Raw genomic sequence first — 18,695 nt, 5'->3', positions numbered from 1 at the left:
TCTAAACATTATAATAATCTTAGAAGTTGAAAAAAACTAGTATGAATAGGGGGAAAAAGTATGAAAAAATCACTTAAGCTTTTAACAGCTTTAGTAATGTCTACTATGATGGTTGGCAGCTTAGTTGGCTGTGGAGCTAAAAATAATGCCAAATCAGAGGCAAAGAAAAAAACTAATGAACCTGTAGAAATTAAAGTTGCTTATTGGGCAAACTCTGCTGAACAAAAACATTATGAGTTTACAGCAAAAGGTATAGAAAAAGAGTATCCAAACATAAAAGTTAAATTGCAGCAATATCCAACTAGTGAAGAATTCTTAACAGCAATTCCAACAGCTATAGCAGCTCATAATGCGCCAGATGTAATCATTTTCAGCGATGAAGGCAATCTTGAATATATCGCCAATGGTACACTTGCACCACTTGATGACCTTATAGGAAAAGTTGGATTTGACAAAAATATAGTAAGTCCATCTCTATACAAAGGTTGGACATATGAAGAAAAGCTTTACGGTATACCAGGAAGAGCGGGTACATCAATGTTATCTGTAAATAAGAAAATGTTTGAAAATGCAGGAATAAAAGAATATCCAAAAACAATGGATGAATTTTTACAAGATGCAAAGAAACTTACTAAAGATGGAGTTTATGGTGTTTGCGCAAATATTCATGAGTTCCACATAACACAATATGTACATGCTTTTGGTGGAGATTGGAATTTTGGTAAAACTATTAACTCACCTGAAAACGTTAAAGGTGTTCAATTCTTTGTTGATCTATTTACAAAACATAAAGTAGCTGTTACTCCTAAACAATTAGGTGCGTCTTGGGACGGAGAAGTTTTTGCTAAAGAAAAAGCAGCAATGTCTACAGGTGGTCCTTGGTATATGGGATACTGCAAGGAAACAAATCCTAACTTAGAATTTATGCCACTACCAATTCCTAAGGGAACAGTAGATTCACAAACTGCATATTCAGGTGGATTTGCAATACTAGAACAAAGTGAACACAAAGAAGAAGCAATGAAATTTATAAAATATGCTTTAAGAGACGAATCTTCTGTAGATCTTTATAAAACTGTAGGAGATGCTCCATCAGCAGCTAAGATTTTACCAAAATATTTAGATGATAATCCACAATTAAAACCTGTATTTGAGCATATGGAAAAAGTAGGTATGCCATTTGCTTATCCAGAGGATACAAAGAACTTCAATGCAGAACTTGTAAAAGGTGTTGAAGAAATAATCTATAAGCCAGGCAGCAAGACAGTAAAACAATTACTTGATGAGTTACAAGAAAAATTTGGAACAAAATAGTTGATGAAGTTGGGGGATAATTATATTATCTCCCAATTAATTAGGGAGGGAAAATAATTTGAAAGATAAAAATAAGAGGAAATTTTGGACTTATAAGCGTTCAGAGTCTCTTGCAGGATATTTATTTGTTATACCCATATTATTATTGATGGCTGTATGGTTTTATTACCCAGTAGTTCGCTCATTTATATATAGTTTACATGATATCAATTTCTTAAATCCAGATAGAGCTAAATTTGTAGGATTTGATAATTATGTAAAACTTCTTCATAATAAGGATTTCTTAAATTCTCTTAAAGTATCATTTTTACTTACCTTTATCGCAGTACCAGTGCAGACTATATTGGCACTTGTAATTGCTACATTATTAAACAGTATTAAAAAGTTTAGAGGAGTTTATAGAACACTGTACTATTTACCTTATATAACTTCTACAATAGCAGTTACTACAGTATTTATGTATTTGTTTGTTGAAAAGAAAGGTATTGCAACACGTATAATGACATTCTTTGGAATGAAGGATGTATCTTGGTATGCAGATGTAAATTTGGCATTACCATTTTTAATAATTTTATGTGTATGGACTTATGTAGGGTTTTATGTGGTAGTTTATCTATCAGGACTTCAGAGTATACCTAATGAGATTTATGAAGCAGCAAGAGTTGATGGAGCAAATGTGTTTCAAAGATTTTGGTATGTTACAGTGCCTATGCTTAAACCTACTACTTTCTTAGTAGTAACTTCTGGAATCATATATACAATGCAAATTTTTGATCAGCCTTATGCGATAGCTAGAGGAAGTAATCCAGGAGGGCCTGCTGGAGCTACAACTGGCATGATAATATATTTCTATCAACAAGCCTTTATATACAATAAAGCAGGATATGGTAGTGCAGCAGCCTTTATTATATTCTTAATTATAATAACATTTACAATTATTCAAAAGTTAGTATTTGAAAAGAAAGAGGAGGTATAAGGTATGAATGAAAATAAGAGAAACAAAGTATTAACTTACTCAATCCTTTTATTTATTTCACTATTTTTTATCGTACCTTTTGGATATGCTTTGTATACATCACTGCTTACAAAGTCAGATATAGATAAAATAGTTCCTTTGAGTAGGTTAACACTAGAAAACTACAAAGATATTTTCTTAAACTCAGATGTGCTTTTATGGTATAAAAACTCAATTATTATGACATTGGGTATCTTAGCTGGTAACTTAGTATTCAATACTTTAGCAGGATATGCACTTGCAAAGTTAAAGTTCAAAGGTAAAAATATTATATTCTTTATAATAATTGGAACAATGATGGTTCCATATCAATTATGTCTAATTCCTATATATGGTATGATTGTTAAACTTGGTTGGCTAAATTCCTTCAACGGTTTGATCATTCCATTCTTATTCCAAGGATTTTTAGTATTTTTAATGCGTCAGTTCTTTTTAACTATTCCAGATGAACTTATTGAAGCAGCCAAAATAGATGGATTAGGACCTTTTGGAACTTTCTTTAAAATTATACTTCCAATGGCAAAGACAGCTATGGCAACACAAGTAATATTCAGCTTTACAGGAACATGGAACTCATTTATGTGGCCAGTTATTTTAACGAATGATAAGTCTAAGTTTGTACTTACTGTAGGATTAAATACATTGAAGAATAAGTATTTTGAATGGCCTAACGTTACTATGACAGGTATAGTTTTAATGACAATTCCAATAGTAATAGTATTTATTGTATTCCAAAAATATTTTGTTGAAGGAATTGCTTCAAGTGGGGTAAAAGGATAGGAGTAATATAAAGAAGGGAGATTAATAAGAATGAGACAAAATGATATGAATTCACTATGGTGTTTAATTGAGGATAATTATAATGTAAGAAATAATAGAAAATATGAAGGAATGTTTGCTCAAGGAAATGGCTATGTTTCTACTAGAGGGGTTTTTGAAGAAGGAGCAAGTGATAATAGTAAAGATGAAGAATACATGAATAAGGCTGGATTTGTAACAGTTCAAGGAGCTAAAGAAACAAAATTTAAGTGTGGAACTTATGTTCCTGGAATTACAGGAAATCATCCTCATTTAAATGAAGAGATAATTAATCTTCCATGGTTTTTGGAATTTAAGGTTTGGTTTGATAATGAATGCCTGGATATGGAAAAGTGTAGTATAGATGACTATAAAAGATGGTTAGATTTTAGAGATGGAACATTAAATAGAGAATTCACTTGGAATACTCTAAGCGGTGCACAAGTAAAAATGGAGTACAGAAGATTTTTAGATAGAAATATCAAAAATTTATCTTCTCAAGAAATCAATATTAAAATAGTAAAAGGCTCAGGAGAAGTATATATTGAGGCAGGAATCGATGGAAATGTTAAAACAAATGGTTACAATCATTTTCGTGACTTAAAATGTTTAAATATTGAAAATAGATATATTGGATTAGAAGTTGTTACAGATAATCAAAACAAGATTTGTGAAGCATCTTATATAAAATGTGATAAGGGTTTTGAATGGAATATCGAAAAAAGAGAGAATCATATACTGTATACTTCAAGAAAAGCTGTTGAAGAAGGTAACAAATTTGTAATAAGAAAATATACAGCGATTACTACTGATAGAGATTTAGAGGTAGGCAATGTAAGTCCGTTAGATAGAGCACTAAATGTAATTTATAAAGTAGAAAAAGAAAGTGCTGAAAATATTTATGAAAGACATGCTAAAATATGGGAAGAAAGATGGGAGGATAGTGATATCCTTATAGAAGGAGACGACAAATCACAGCTTGCTGTAAGATTTTCTATATATCATCTTATAAGAAGTTGTATAGAAGATGATCCAAGAGTAGCAATTTGTGCTAAAGGATATGCTGGAGAAGGATATTATGGACGATATTTCTGGGATACTGAAATTTATATGCTTCCATTTTATATATATACAAACCCAAAAGCTGCTAGAAACTTAATTAAGTTTAGATATAATACTTTAGAAGGAGCAAAAGAAAATGCTAAGAGATATGGATATAAGGGAGCACGATACCCTTGGGAGTCATCTATTAAAGGAGATGAGGAATGTCCATTATGGCAATTTGCAGACAATGAAGTTCATATAACAGCAGATATAATATTTGCTCTATGGCACTATTATTCAGCAACAAATGATTATGAATTTATGGTTAATTATGGAGTTGAAATGATGGTAGAGTCAAGCCGCTATTGGGTAACAAGAGTAGATAAAAATAAGAATGGTGGATATGACTTATTAGGTGTTATGGGACCAGATGAATATACACCGTTCACAAAGAACAGTGCATATACAAATAGAATGGTAAAGTTTAATTTGAATAAAACAGTAGAATTTATTAATGTTCTGAGTGCGATGGATAGAAAAAACTTTAATAAAATTAGAAATAAGCTAAATTTAATAGATGAAGAATTAGAGTTATTCAGAGAAATCAGCAGTAAATTAACAATTCCATATAATAAGGAAAGAAAGCTAGTACTTCAATCAGAGGATTTTGAAAGCTTTGCAGATATAGACCTTGATGAAATATGGACAGACCGAAATAGATATTTTGTACAGTTTATATCTCAAGATAAGATGTACCGCTCTAAATGTATAAAACAAGCTGATGTATTAGCTTTAATGATGTTATTCCCACAAGAATTCACTAATGAAGAAATAAAGAATGCATATGAGTATTATGAACCTATAACTACACATGATTCTTCTCTATCACCAGCTACTCATGCAACTATAGCTGCTTGGCTTGGTAAGGAAGATGAGGCTGTAAGATTCTTTAATAAAGCTGCTAATGTAGATCTTTCTTTAGAGACAGATGGAGCTGCAGAAGGAATACACATAGCTAACTCAGGTGGATTATGGCAGTTAATCGTTCATGGTTTTGCAGGAGTTAAGAGTTCGGTATTAGAAGATACTTTAAAAGTACAACCAAAGCTTCCAAAACATTGGGACAAGCTTCAATTCTCTATTACTTGGAAAAGCAAAAGATATAAGATTACAATAAATAAAGATAGAAGTTATTCTATTGAAGAAAAATTAAATTAGTTCATTTAATCCCCCTTAATATAAAAAAAGTGCTTTACTTACATTACAGTAAGTAGAGCGCTTTTTAGCTTATTCGCTAATTTTTAAAAATGAAAATTTTCCTAAAATATAAAATAATAAAAGACAGTGAAAAAAAATGTCCAAACACCATGATATTATAAATATGTAATCAAGATTAAGTAAAAAAATAAATTAATAATTTAAATTTTTAGAGTATAAATGGAGGAATAAATATGGAAATTATTGTTTTAATCTTTATGTGTTATTGTGTATATAAATTTATATCAACACCTATAATTGGAATCTTAAATTTAAAAACAAGATTTAATTCAACAAGTAACTTTAAGCAGTACTATAATAGTTTATCAAATAATGATCAGATGCAGTTTATGAATAGTTTAAATAATAATCAAAGAATGCAATTTCACCAAGCTATGCAGCACAATGATGAGTACCTTCAGCAAGACATGATTCAACAATTCAATGAATGGGCTATGCAGGAGAGTATAAAAAGTGTAACTCCTTTTGATATGGGAGGATATGTACAAGGGCCAGGGTTTAATCCTTCAGATACAATGGCTCATGAGCATCAAATGATGAATGATATGAACAATTTTAATGATATGAATAATTTTGGTGGATTTTAGGTAAGAGATTAAATAAAACATATATAACTGAGAGGAGATTAAGTAATGAATAGAAAATTAATAATAAAAATAGTTGCAGCAGCATTAATTGCAAGTTCTTTAATGGGGTGTTCAAAAAATAAAACATCTTTAGATACATCTAAGAATCAAAAAGTAGAGCAAAGTACCAAAACACTTGATATCGAATCAGCTAAAAAGTTAGCCATTGAACAAGTGAAATATTATATGAATCAAGATTTTGAAAAAGCTTTTAAGTATTTTGATGAAACTTCTTTAAAAATGGCAGAGGTTACATTAGATAATTACTCAAATGCAGCTAAAGAATTTTTCTACAAAGAAAATGTTAAATTTAAAGATGCTGTAATTTCTAATGCAGTAATATTAAAGAATGGAATAGCAGAAGTTAAGATATTAATTAAGTATGATTCAAATGGGCAAGAAAAAACAGCAGATGATTATTTATTCTATAAAAATGTATATGGTGAATGGAAAGCTCTATATGATGGAATTGTAGATAGTTATATTTTTGATGATCCAGAAACTAATAAAAATATTTTTTATATGTATCCGCAAAAATGTGTGAAAACTGCTAAAGGATTAAATATTTTAATGAAAGCTAAAAATAATTCTAACATTGAAGTTGGACTAGGTTGGGCTGGTCAAGAAAGTGAATTCGTATTAAAAACAGATAAGGGAATATACAAAGCACCTAACAATGGAAAGGTAAAAGCAAAATCAGAAGAAACTAAATGGGTTGTTTTTGAAAATGCAGAAGGAGAAATTGAAGAGATAACATTAACTAATTTGTTAGTGCTTAAAAATGGATTACCTGTTTCAGCTAAACAACAAGGTAAGAGTATGGTTGTATATGAGAAACATTCAAAAGAGGGAAAAAGTGATAAAGAAAAAAATAATAGTAAGTCTAAAAATTCTTCAGTAGTTTTATCACAGGATTTTAGAAACTACTTTAATAAATTGTCAAATGAAGTTCAAGTACAATTTATGAATAGTTTAAATAATAATCAAAAATCAGATTTCCAAAACTTTATACAAAACAATAATCAACAAATCCAGCACGAAATGGTTGAGCAGTTTAATAGATGGGCAACGGAGGAAGCTATAAAAAGTGTAACACCTTTTGATATGGGAGGATATGTACAAGGGTCAGGGTTTAATCCTTCAGATACTATGCAGCAAGAGGCTATAGATCAAATGAATCAGATGCAGCAGCAAATGCAGACAGAGCAAATGAATCAGCAGCAACAAATGCAGATGCAGCAAGATCAAATGAATCAAATGCAAATGATGAATCAAATGAATGGATTTTAAAGAGTATATGAAAAGAGCAGACTATAATAATAGTTATGCTCTTTTTTATTTTAAAATTCATATATATTATATTTTATCTAAAGATACGACAAATTATTTATGCATAAAGGATAAAGATGATATAATTAAAAAGATATCATTTATTTTAAGTGAGGTAGATATGAGTAAGGTAGAATATAGATTAGAGCAAATTGCTAAGCGTTTTAAAGATGGAAAAAAGGTGAGTATAAATGATTTAACAGAAGCTTTTAATGTTACTAGTAGAACTGTAAAAAGTGATATAGCTAAACTGAGAAAAAGAGGAATGGACATAGAATTTAAGGACGGAGGATATATTTATAAAAATGATAAACAATTCAACAGCATTAAAAAGATAACCAAGAAGGATATAAGGAATGGAGCTATTTTACAGGTTATTGGTGGATATGTTGGAATGTTAGAAAGACGACAGATTGTTGAAAAAGTACTTCAAAGTATGTCAGATGAAGATAAAGTATCCTATAAAACTATAGAAAGAGCTATAAAAGAATTAGAGAATAATGGAATTGTGTATGTAGATAAAAATAAGAAATACAATATTGCTGTTGATACTGAGATAATATATGAAATTTCTAAGAAAGAAGCACATAAATTTTTTCACTATCAAAGAGTTTATGGAAAAGATTTTCCTTTTAATAAATCATTAGAATCTATATCATCAAAAATAAAGTATTATGTTTATAATTCAAGGGAAGAGAAGAAAAACTTATTAGAAAATAAATTGATAAATATAGGAAGAAATTTCCACAGAGAAGATAAATATATGAAAGTATTTAGTAAAATTGAAAAATTTAATTATAGCAAAAATAGATTAAAAATAGAGTTTGAAACAAATAAATGTGTAAAAAAAATTACAGAAGTTGATGTAGTAACTTTTTTATATGTATGGGATAAGGACAAGTTTTATGTAGTTGGAAAAAGTGGAGAATATATAATTCTTATAAATGTTGAGAAGGTTTTAGCTGTTGAATCTCTAGATATAGAAAATATTTTCTTTATGAATAAAAATATTTTAAAAAAAGTAGATAGTATGGTTTCAGCTGCTTTAGATGGACCATATAAAGTAAAAGTGAGGTTCCAAAACATTTATAATATAAAGGATAAGCTTAATCGTTTACAGAAAAATAGGAAAAACTCTGTTATTACAGATTGTGGTGACTTTATAATATATGAAGATGAAATTTATGGATTATATGATTTTGCTAACTATTTAAGAAGATTTGGAAAAAGTGCAGAAGTAATAGAGCCTGTGGAATTAAGAAATCTTATGAAAGAAACTTATGAAAAAATAATACAAGCTTATGAGGAGTAAGTAATTTATGGATATTGAAATTATTAAACGTCTAAATAATATTATAAATCTGATAAAGAATAATGATGAAGGATGCAGTATAAAGGAGATTAGTGAGAAACTGAATATTCCTATAAATATAGTAAAAAAAGATATGGAAATTCTCGTATATAACTATGAATTTGATATGCAGCTATATTCAAATATAGATGATTTAGATTATGAAAAGGATGAGTTTGATGAAGATGTTAAGTGGTTTATTTCTAAAATAGATGAAGATAAAATAACATTAGCGTTAACTCCACTAGAAATGATGAGTTTTCAGCTTTTTGCAGAGAGTATGAAGGAACCTATAAAAAAAATAAATAATAAAGCTGTTAATATATTAGTAAAGAATAAGTCTAATGTTTTAAATAATGATCAAAAACAACTGCTTATGAAATTGGAAAAGTCTATGGAAAAAAATAATATTATAAATATAACTTATAAAAATAAGCAGGGAGAATTTAATAACTTCAAGGTATGTCCTCTTGGTATAGTGTATTATGAATTTGAGTCCTTATGGTATGTTATAGGAACTTGGGAAGAAGAGAGTTATTATTATAGATTGGATAGAGTAAAAAGTGTAGCTATATTAAGAGAAACTTTTGAGTATCCAAAAGATTTTAATATTAAAGATAGAATGTGCAATATATGGGGAATGGAATTTGGAAAAGAATATAAAGTAAAAGTTAAATTTAAAAATCACGGTCATGTTTTTGAAAAAGTAAAAAGAGATTTATATAACAGAAAAAATGGACAACTTTATGAAAAAGATGGAGAACTTTTTTATGAAGATACAGTGATAGGAATAAATAGTTTTAAAATGTGGATAAGAAGCTTTGGAAGTTCAGCAGTGGTTATAGAACCTGTAGAAGTGAGACAGCAAATTATTGAAGCTGTAAAAGAAGCTTATAAATTATATAGGGATGAAAATGAAATAGAAGTTAAGAGTTAAAGTAATAGCGGGGAAAAAATTTGTCCAGGAAGGTTGTTATCATATAGGTACAGTAAAGAGAGGAAAACCTCTCATAAAAGTTTCATATATACAAATACCTTCTTAAAATAATAGAAACCAAAATATGTTGTAAATAAGCTCCTATGTTTTAAACATGGGAGCTTATTTACATACTAAATATTAAACTAAAATAATATTTTTACATCCATTTTCTTTAGCTATATTTTTAAGAGCTTCCATCATTTCATCTGAAGGAGTATAGCTATCTATCATGTCAGTACGAACTCCAATAGGTCTGTATTTTATAATTTTGTATCTTATATTAGGATTTAACGAGGCTATAAGTTTACTTGTCATATCTACAGTATAATGGTTGTTTAAAACCTTAGGGACAATAACTGTTCTTACTTCATACAGCTTATTTATACCTGCAAGGTATTTTATGTTTTCTAGTACAACCTTATTGTCCATACCTGTTAGTATTTTGTGCTCTTTAGGGTTATAAGATTTCAAATCTACCATAGCCATATCCATTACTTCTATTAATTCCTTTTGATTATATAAAGGAGTAGAACCATTTGTATCAACAAAACAGGTTAATCCCATTTTTTTTACTTCTTTAAATAAGGAAGTGAGAAAGTCACACTGAAGAGTACATTCTCCTCCTGAAACAGTTATTCCAGATATAAAGACTTTTGTTTTATTTATTTCTTTTAAAACCTCATCTATATTCATGGAAATAGCCTTTGGCGAACTGTTATTAGGACATACCTCTAAGCATTTATCACATTTTTTACAAAGAGTTTTGTTCCAAATTACTTTATTATTTTCTAAAGTAAGAGCACCATAGGGACATTCTTCTATACATTTTCCACAGTGAAGGCAGTCACTAATAGTTTCGGGATTATGGCAATATAGACAGTTAAAGTTACATCCCTGAAGGAATATTGCTGTTCTATTGCCAGGTCCATCAACTGAGCTAAAAGGAAGAATTCTATTAACTATTCCTCTAGTCATTTTTTCTTATCTTTCTTTCTAAGACTCTTTGATTTTTAACTGCTCCAAGACCTAAGACGACTGTATCACGAAGAACTTGCTCACCTTTATCTAATTTTTCTATCTCAGATTTCTTAACAAGGTATCCTGTAATTCTAATTACATCACTGTCGGAGCAGTATAGTGATAAATATCTCATATCTTGACTAAAAGCACCTTTAATTACATCTAAAATGAATTCAGGATTTTTCTTAGTAGTTTCATCAAAAGCGAAAATATCACCTATACCTGATGGGAAGAATTTATGAAATTTAGCTGATTGAATTAGGTGCTCGTGAAGTTCAGGTTCTTCTCCAATAGGTATTCTGCAGCCAGGAGTTATACCTTCATCACTGTCAATTCCTACTTGAGCATGTAATAAGAAATTTTCATTTGTTATTTTACAGTAAGGATTTTTATGATTTTTAACTTCTTCATCTAGTTTTTCAATAATTTTATATCCAAGATTATTAGCTTTTTCACTGTGACCGTATCTATCATGTTGTTTTTTAGCACTTAATAAGTGGTTAACACAATCAGCAAGTCCAAACATACCAAACATAGCTGTGAAGTTATCTCTAGAAATTAAGCCTTCTCTAACTAAAAAGCTGCTTTCAAAGAAGTTACTTTCTTCAACTAGGAATTTGATTCTTTCGTCCATGTATCCAGCCATTCGTTTTACTGCATCAGGAAGAATGCTATTTAAAAAGTCTTCTATATTTTTAGATTTTTTAGCAAGTCCATCTAAATTTAATCTTACTAGAGTATAACTTCCTCCACCTATAGGAAGTCCATTGTAGCAGCTGGCAATACAGTAGTTTCCATTAAATTCTTTTGAAAACATCTCATCATTTGCAAAGCTTGGTTTAGCTGTAGTTAAAGCTGTTTTTATTGCATCAACAGCAAAATTATCTGGAGTTTCATTATTATATTTCATACTGATATTTGGTATAGAAGTTTGTAGCTCTCTTTGAACTTTTAAAATTATTCTTCCTGCCTTTGTATCCTTTGGACCAATATTAGTATGACAGAAAGAATCCGTTATAGTTCTGTCTATATGAGTTAAGAATAATTTAATTGCTTTATAAGCATCTTCTTCATCTATTACAAATGGATCAAGTAAAGTATCTATATTTCCTATATATACAGGGAAAGAGGTTATAGAAGGTATATGTTTATAAAGAATTAATAGGTTATTTACTGCTTCCCAAATATTTTTAGGAGGTTCCAATCCTAAGAAACCGCTTCCATGTTTCATGAATTTTTCATAATCTGGTGCTACATACCTTGGTCTATATGGGGCGTGTCCTTCATTAAGGTCGCAAATTATTCCTGCATCTCTATATTCTTGAGCTTCCTTACTTATATTAAGTACATTTAAGCTATCCTCTGCTGCTCTTGCAAGGCTTAATACTTTTTGTTCATAAGTTAAGGTTTGGTTTTTAATAATGTTTAAAATATTGTTCATACAATTCACTCCACTTAAATTATTTTAACCACAATTTTAAATGGTTGTTTAACATGTAAAGCGTTTACATGCTGTTAATTATATTTTACACGCAATACCGAATCTTATCAATGTAATTTATTAGGTAATAATCAATATATACGTTTTACAAGTTAAAGGAACCATATTAAAAAAAGATTAATAATTTGATATTGTGTTGAATATTTTTAATGATGAGGTGAAAATGGATGAAAAGTATAAAAAGCAAATTAATATTTTGGTTTTCACTAACCATCAGCTTAATTTTAGTCTTAACATGTTTTTTTAATTATGATGAAGCTAAGAAAAAAATAGTTCATGAATTTGAGCAAAAGGAGTTTATGAATACCCAGAAAATAGCTAATGATATTGGTAAAACTATAAAAGGAGTTGAAGCGCAAGGAAATACAGTTGCCTCTATGAGCAAAAGCTTAGAATATAAAAAAGAAAATTACAATACTGTAAAAATGTATTTAAAAGAATCTTTATCATATGTTTTAAAACAAGATAAGAATTTAGAAACTGTATACACATTTTTTAAACCTAGTATGCAGATAGAGAAGGAACTTCCATATGTATGCATTCTTAGAGATGAAGATAAGAATCCAGCATCTTTTCAAACTGATAGTATAGATGATTTTAAATATTGGGAACAAGATTGGTATAAGATAGGAATTAAATCAAAAGACTTTATTTGGACAGAACCATACTTGGAAGATGCTACTGGTAGAAAGCTTATTTCAGGAGTAAAAATGCTGGAGAATAACAATAATCAGATTATAGGGGTTTCGGGTATAGATGTTAATTTAAATAGAATTCAAAGGATAATGGAAAATATAGATTTAAAAAATAATGGATTTCCATTATTAATTTCTAAAAAAGGCACATATATATATCATCCTAACTCAGAGTATATTTTGAAAAAAAGTATTAGTAATGAACAGGATGAAATTAATATATTATATGATAAGTTAAACAATAAGGAATCAGGAGTTGAAATTACAGACTATAATAAGGAAAAGTATTATGCATTTTGGCAGAATATTGAGTCTACGGATTGGCAGTTGGTAATTCTATATAAAAAAGCAGCTATAATTGGCAAATTAAATAGTATTTTGTTTGCAGATATTCTAATATTATTTATTGGAATAGCTTTTACAGTTATAATTTCAGCGTTTTTGAGCAAAAGATTTTTAAGAGATATTGATATAGGAATTGAGTGTTCAAAAGCATTAGAAAATGGAGACTTAACCCAAAATATAGATGTTCAAGAGGAAAATGAAATGGGCATATTAATAAGAGCTATAAATCAATCCTCAAAGTCTATAAGAACTATTATATATTCTGTAAAGAATGATATAAGTGGATTAAAACAGATTTCTAATGATTTACAAACTAGTAATGATGAAATAGTTTCAACAGCAGGGGATATAGATAATCAAGTTAAAAAAGTAAAGGCAGATATAACAAAACAAAATGACAATATAAATAATATTTATGAAAGTTTTGACGATGTAGATAGTTCCATGGATAAAATTTATACTGCATCAAAGGAAAATGTTGAAAAAACTAGTGACAGTGTAAAGGTAGTGCGAGAGACTAAAGCTTTAATGAAAACTTCAGTAGAGGAATTAGATAAAATTATAAGTTTAGTTAATTTTGCAGCACATTCCATTAATAATTTAGAAGCTAGAACAAAACAAATAGAGGGAACACTTGATATGATTAAGAATATTTCAAAACAAACTAATCTTTTATCATTAAACGCAAGTATAGAGGCAGCAAGAGCCGGAGAAGCTGGTAAAGGTTTTTCAGTAGTTGCTGAAGAGGTTAGAAAATTAGCTACAGAAACTAATAACACTCTTATTAAAATAGAAAATTTAGTAAATGAGATAAGGAAAGAATCCAAGGAAACTGTAAAAGCTATGAATGTAGATGTAGAAAATACAGTAATGAAATTGACTTCAATAAAAGATACTCAATCTAATTTAAATAGCATTATTGGTAATTTAGATAATTTTGAGGAATATTCTGAAGAATTAAGTCATATGATACAAGACCAAAAGAATTTTAATGAATCTGTAAGGAATCTTCTTGAGACAATAATACAATCTTCGGAAGAGATAAAAAGTTCTATTGATAGTATACTTCAAGCTTCTATTAAACAAGAGAGCACTGTTGACAGTTTAACTAAAGGTTCTAATACCTTAAATTCTATTTCAAAATCACTAGAAAACTTAATATCTAAATTCAAAATATAAATAAAGTCAGCTATTAAGTTAGCTGGCTTTTTATGTCATTTTGTTGAAGTAATTAATATACTGTTATGGAGAGTAGAAAAGGGGGAGGGTATATGTTAAGGAAATTAAAAAAAATGAAGGTAACAACTGCTATGTATTTAATGCTTATAATATCATTTGCTTTCATTTCTATAGTAGGGTTAAAAAGTTATGTAAATATGAAAAAAATGAATACTATTATGTGTAGTATGTATCATGATGTAGTCAAATCTATTGAATATTCAAGTTTATTGAGAGATGAATTTTTAAATATTAGGATATTTGTTAATAAAGCAAATGCCAATTACAATAGTGAATATGATACAAAAATTAAGGAGTTAGATAAAAAAATACAGGAGAATATAAAAGAATATACAGCTATTAAAACGGAAAATGAAAATAAAAAGAAACTAAATGACTTTAAAGAAAGTTATTTAGAGTATATAAAACTGTGGAGCAAAAACAATAATTCACTAAAAAAGGGACAAAAATTCTCATATGAAGATTATAAAAATATGGAAAAATTAGGAACTGAAATAGAAAACAATATTGCGGAAATAAGAGATTACGATTTTAAATATGCAGAAATATATAATTCTAGAAGTGAGAAAATTTATCATGAAACTTTAATTGAATTTGCTTTAATATATGGATTTCTCATAGTAATAATGATTGTGATTTCATATTTTACAGTTAAGCTAATTAAAAATGGTTCTAGAGATATGATTGAAAAATTAAATATAATGGCAGAGGGAGATTTTACTTTTAAAATAGATTCAGAAGGTAAAAATGAATTTGCAGTAATGAAGAAGCAACTTGATGTTAGTATAAAAAAAATTTCAAATATGATGAGAACTATAAAAGAAAAAATTCAAAATGTTAATGGTGAATCAGAAAATTTAGCTTCAGCAGCAGAGCAAATGGCAACTTCATCAGAAAATGTTTCAATCGCTATACAAGATACAGCAAAGGGAACAGCTTCACAAGCAGAAGATTTGGTTACTATTACTAATATATTAAATAAATTTGGAGAAGAATTAGAAAATATAGTTGGAGATATAGAAGAGGTTGATTCAAATTCAAGAGAAATGGGTTTAAAAGTTAGTGAAAGTAATAATGATATGAAAAATTTAATTGAATCATTAAATGAAATAATAAATTCTTTTAATGAATTTATTATTAAAATCTCTGGTCTTGGTGACAATATAAATCAGATAACTGAAATAACAAAACTTATAAATAGCATTGCAGAACAAACAAACTTATTGGCATTAAATGCAGCTATAGAAGCGGCAAGAGCAGGAGAATCGGGAAAAGGTTTTGCTGTTGTTGCTGATGAAATTAGAAAGCTTGCAGAGGAAACAAAAATTTCATCTCATAATATAAATTCATTAATCGATAATATATCAAATGATACTAATACAATGCTAAAAACTACTGAACTATTAAATAGTCAATTAAATAATCAAACAGAAATTTTAAAGGTTTCAATGGATTCTTTTAATAAAATAATTAAAGGAATAGAAGAAATAAGTCCTAAAATTGATAGAGTTAGTGTTTCTGCATTAAGTATAAATAAAGAAAAAAATGCTATTTTAGAAAGAATAGAAAATTCCTCAGCTATTGCAGAACAGGTTTCAGCATCTGCACAACAGATCGCTGCCTCTTCGGAAGAAATGAGTGCTTCTTCTCAAGAAGTGGCTTCTATAGCACAAACGTTGAGCAGTGAGGCACAGGAGATGTTAGAAGAAGTAAATCAATTTAAATTATAACTGATAATAGATTAGGTGCAAGGGTCCAGTTACCAGGTTTTAGGAATGGAGGTCGAAATTTTTATCTTACTGGTTAGCTGCCTCCCTGACTACCTATAATTTAATTTTAAAATATAATTTTATAATGAAGTTTATGTATAAAGGTATATGTAATATGAAAATCCTATTAAAGGAAGGGGGCATATTTATGGATATACCTAAAGAACTCATAGAAGAAATAAAAGAAGAGAGGGTTATTTTGTTTGTAGGTGCTGGTATATCAGAAAATTTAGGCCTTGCACCTTGGGAAACGCTTATTGATGAGATGGCTAGAGAACTTAGTTACAATAAAGATGTTTTTAAATCTATGGGAAATTTTTTAGAACTAGCTGAATTCTACAAGCTTAGAAAGAAATCAATAGGACCCCTTAGAAGCTGGATGGATATAAATTGGCATAATTCAAATATAAAAATTGAACAGTCTAAAATACATAAGCTTATTATAGATTTGAATTTTCCAATAATATATACAACTAATTATGATAGGTGGATTGAAAATGCCTTTGATTATTATAATAAAAAATATGTGAAGATCGTTAGAATAGATGATTTGGTAAATATAAAAAATGGAGTTACACAGATAATAAAATTTCATGGTGATTTGCAGGATGAACCTTCTATTGTATTAACAGAATCAAGTTATTTTGAAAGATTAAGTTTTGAAACTCCTTTGGATATAAAACTTAGAGGAGATATATTGGGAAAGTCAATATTATTTATTGGTTACAGCTTAAGTGATATAAATATAAGATACTTATTATTTAAATTAAATAAGCTTTGGGCACAATCAAAAGTTGAAAAATGCAGACCAAAGTCATATATTTTTTTATTAAATAAAAATTTGATTCAGCAAGAAATATTAGAAAGTAGGGGGATAAAAACTATAATTGCTGATTCGAAGGATAAGGGAAATGGAGTTGAAGAATTTTTAAGAATATTATCAGAAAAAATTATTACTGGAAATATATAATTATTAAAAAATATATAGCACAGTAACAGTTTAGTGTGTTAAAATAATAAAGTGAATTTAGCAAAAGATAAAGGGGGACATAAATGATATTTTTAAATCCAGTTATTATATCAGTTTTAGTAATGATAGTTTTAAGTCTTTTAAATTTAAATGTAATTTTAGCAATACTAATTGCAGCAATAACAGCCGGATTATCAGCAGGAATGCCTGTTCAAGATACTATGGCAGTTCTAATAAAAGGAATGGGTGGTAATTCAGAAACAGCTTTAAGTTATATTCTGTTAGGTGCTTTAGCGGTTGCTGTTAGTAAAACAGGACTTGCAGAAATTCTGTCTAGGAAAATAGCTAAATTTGTTAAACATAGAAAGATAGTGTTTATTTTACTAATAGCCTTTATAAGCTGCTTTTCTCAAAATCTTATTCCAGTACATATAGCATTTATACCGATTATTATTCCACCTCTACTAGAGTTAATGAATAAATTAAAAATAGATAGAAGAGCAGTGGCTTGTGCATTAACTTTTGGATTGGAATTACCTTATATAGCGCTTCCAGTAGGATTTGGACTGATTTTCCATAACATTATAAGAGATCAAATGATTGCTAATGGAATTAAAGTAACAACAGATATGGTTTGGAAATCTTTATGGCTGCCAGGCGTAGGTATGGTGGTTGGACTTTTGATTGCAGTATTTTTTACATATAGAAATCCAAGAGAATATAAAGAGGTTAAAATAGATGATTATTCACAAAAAGATAATGAAGAATTAAGTATGAATAGGATACATTGCTTTGCTTTAATTGGTTCTATATTAGCTTTTGTTATTCAGCTAATTACAGGTTCACTACCTTTAGGAGCATTAGGCGGTATTATTTTTATGTTAGTTACAGGAGCAATAAAATGGAGAGAAATAGATAATCTAATGAATGATGGTATTGTAATGATGGGATTTATTGCTTTTGTTATGCTGGTTGCAGCAGGCTATGGAAGTGTATTAAGAGAAACTGGAGCTATTGAAATATTAGTTAGTACAGTTGCTTCAACTATTGGAGGAAGTAAAATACTTGGAGCAGTATTAATGTTAATTGTAGGACTTTTTGTAACTATAGGTATAGGAACATCCTTCGGAACTGTGCCTATTTTAGCAGCAATATACTGTCCACTAGCACAAAGTTTAGGTTTTAGTGTTATGGGTATTATTGCACTTATAGGAACAGCAGGTGCATTAGGTGATGCAGGTTCTCCTGCCTCTGACAGTACATTAGGGCCAACCTCTGGCCTAAATGCAGATCACCAGCATAATCATATATGGGATACTTGTGTACCTACATTTGTTCACTATAATATTCCTTTAATTATTTTTGGAGTTATTGCAGCGTTAGTTTTTTAAGAATATAAAAAAGACCAGAATTTTCTGGTCT

14 protein-coding genes are annotated in these 18,695 nt (G+C 28.9%); 12 read left to right on the top strand and 2 right to left on the bottom strand.

Annotated features, from left to right (window positions below):
- The first annotated feature begins 60 nt into the window (after positions 1 to 60).
- The 8 genes from OXH55_RS02535 to OXH55_RS02500 all read left to right on the top strand — a co-directional run bounded on the left by OXH55_RS02535 (position 61) and on the right by OXH55_RS02500 (position 9,692).
- Positions 61 to 1,314 (top strand): ABC transporter substrate-binding protein, encoded by a 1,254-nt coding sequence (locus OXH55_RS02535; protein ID WP_268047899.1) that lies wholly within the window; start codon positions 61 to 63, stop codon positions 1,312 to 1,314.
- Between the two features lie 58 nt (positions 1,315 to 1,372).
- Positions 1,373 to 2,290 carry a carbohydrate ABC transporter permease gene (locus tag OXH55_RS02530; protein WP_268047898.1) on the top strand — a complete coding sequence of 306 codons (918 nt, stop codon included), beginning with the start codon at positions 1,373 to 1,375 and terminating at the stop codon, positions 2,288 to 2,290.
- A 3-nt stretch (positions 2,291 to 2,293) separates the two neighbouring features.
- Positions 2,294 to 3,109, top strand: coding sequence for a carbohydrate ABC transporter permease (locus OXH55_RS02525; RefSeq protein ID WP_268047897.1), 816 nt, complete (start codon positions 2,294 to 2,296; stop codon positions 3,107 to 3,109).
- Between the two features lie 30 nt (positions 3,110 to 3,139).
- Positions 3,140 to 5,389 carry a glycoside hydrolase family 65 protein gene (locus OXH55_RS02520; protein WP_268047896.1) on the top strand — a complete coding sequence of 750 codons (2,250 nt, stop codon included), beginning with the start codon at positions 3,140 to 3,142 and terminating at the stop codon, positions 5,387 to 5,389.
- Between the two features lie 233 nt (positions 5,390 to 5,622).
- Positions 5,623 to 6,036 (top strand): hypothetical protein, encoded by a 414-nt coding sequence (locus tag OXH55_RS02515; RefSeq protein ID WP_268047895.1) that lies wholly within the window; start codon positions 5,623 to 5,625, stop codon positions 6,034 to 6,036.
- Between the two features lie 45 nt (positions 6,037 to 6,081).
- A complete protein-coding gene (locus OXH55_RS02510; protein WP_268047894.1) occupies positions 6,082 to 7,365 on the top strand; it encodes a hypothetical protein in 1,284 nt (427 codons plus the stop codon).
- Between the two features lie 7 nt (positions 7,366 to 7,372).
- Positions 7,373 to 8,716 (top strand): WYL domain-containing transcriptional regulator, encoded by a 1,344-nt coding sequence (locus OXH55_RS02505; RefSeq protein WP_268047893.1) that lies wholly within the window; start codon positions 7,373 to 7,375, stop codon positions 8,714 to 8,716.
- Positions 8,717 to 8,723: 7 nt separating this feature from the next.
- Positions 8,724 to 9,692, top strand: coding sequence for a WYL domain-containing protein (locus OXH55_RS02500; RefSeq protein WP_268047892.1), 969 nt, complete (start codon positions 8,724 to 8,726; stop codon positions 9,690 to 9,692).
- Positions 9,693 to 9,872: 180 nt separating this feature from the next.
- Here the strand turns inward: OXH55_RS02500 and OXH55_RS02495 are convergent, their stop codons facing one another.
- Positions 9,873 to 10,709, bottom strand: coding sequence for a YjjW family glycine radical enzyme activase (locus tag OXH55_RS02495; RefSeq protein WP_268047891.1), 837 nt, complete (start codon positions 10,707 to 10,709; stop codon positions 9,873 to 9,875).
- Positions 10,702 to 12,195 carry a YjjI family glycine radical enzyme gene (locus tag OXH55_RS02490; protein WP_268047890.1) on the bottom strand — a complete coding sequence of 498 codons (1,494 nt, stop codon included), beginning with the start codon at positions 12,193 to 12,195 and terminating at the stop codon, positions 10,702 to 10,704. Before OXH55_RS02490 ends, OXH55_RS02495 begins: the two co-directional genes overlap by 8 nt.
- Positions 12,196 to 12,422: 227 nt before the next feature.
- Between OXH55_RS02490 and OXH55_RS02485 the strand changes: the two genes are divergently transcribed.
- From OXH55_RS02485 to OXH55_RS02470, 4 genes are all read left to right on the top strand, one after another.
- Positions 12,423 to 14,474: a methyl-accepting chemotaxis protein gene (locus tag OXH55_RS02485; RefSeq protein WP_268047889.1), complete on the top strand. Its 2,052-nt coding sequence runs from the start codon at positions 12,423 to 12,425 to the stop codon at positions 14,472 to 14,474.
- Between the two features lie 92 nt (positions 14,475 to 14,566).
- Complete coding sequence (locus tag OXH55_RS02480; protein ID WP_268047888.1) at positions 14,567 to 16,264, top strand: methyl-accepting chemotaxis protein; 1,698 nt, start codon at positions 14,567 to 14,569, stop codon at positions 16,262 to 16,264.
- A gap of 187 nt (positions 16,265 to 16,451) precedes the next feature.
- Entirely contained in the window at positions 16,452 to 17,273 is an 822-nt protein-coding gene (locus OXH55_RS02475; RefSeq protein WP_268047887.1) for an SIR2 family protein, read from the top strand.
- Between the two features lie 83 nt (positions 17,274 to 17,356).
- Positions 17,357 to 18,664, top strand: a complete 1,308-nt coding sequence (locus OXH55_RS02470) for a Na+/H+ antiporter family protein (RefSeq protein WP_268047886.1) — start codon at positions 17,357 to 17,359, stop codon at positions 18,662 to 18,664.
- Positions 18,665 to 18,695 lie beyond the last annotated feature (31 nt).

Source organism: Clostridium ganghwense, from assembly GCF_026735165.1.
GTDB lineage: Bacteria > Bacillota > Clostridia > Clostridiales > Clostridiaceae > Clostridium_H > Clostridium_H ganghwense.
The sequence above is the reverse complement of the archived record's forward strand: the minus strand, read 5'-3'. Positions and strand labels throughout refer to the sequence as shown.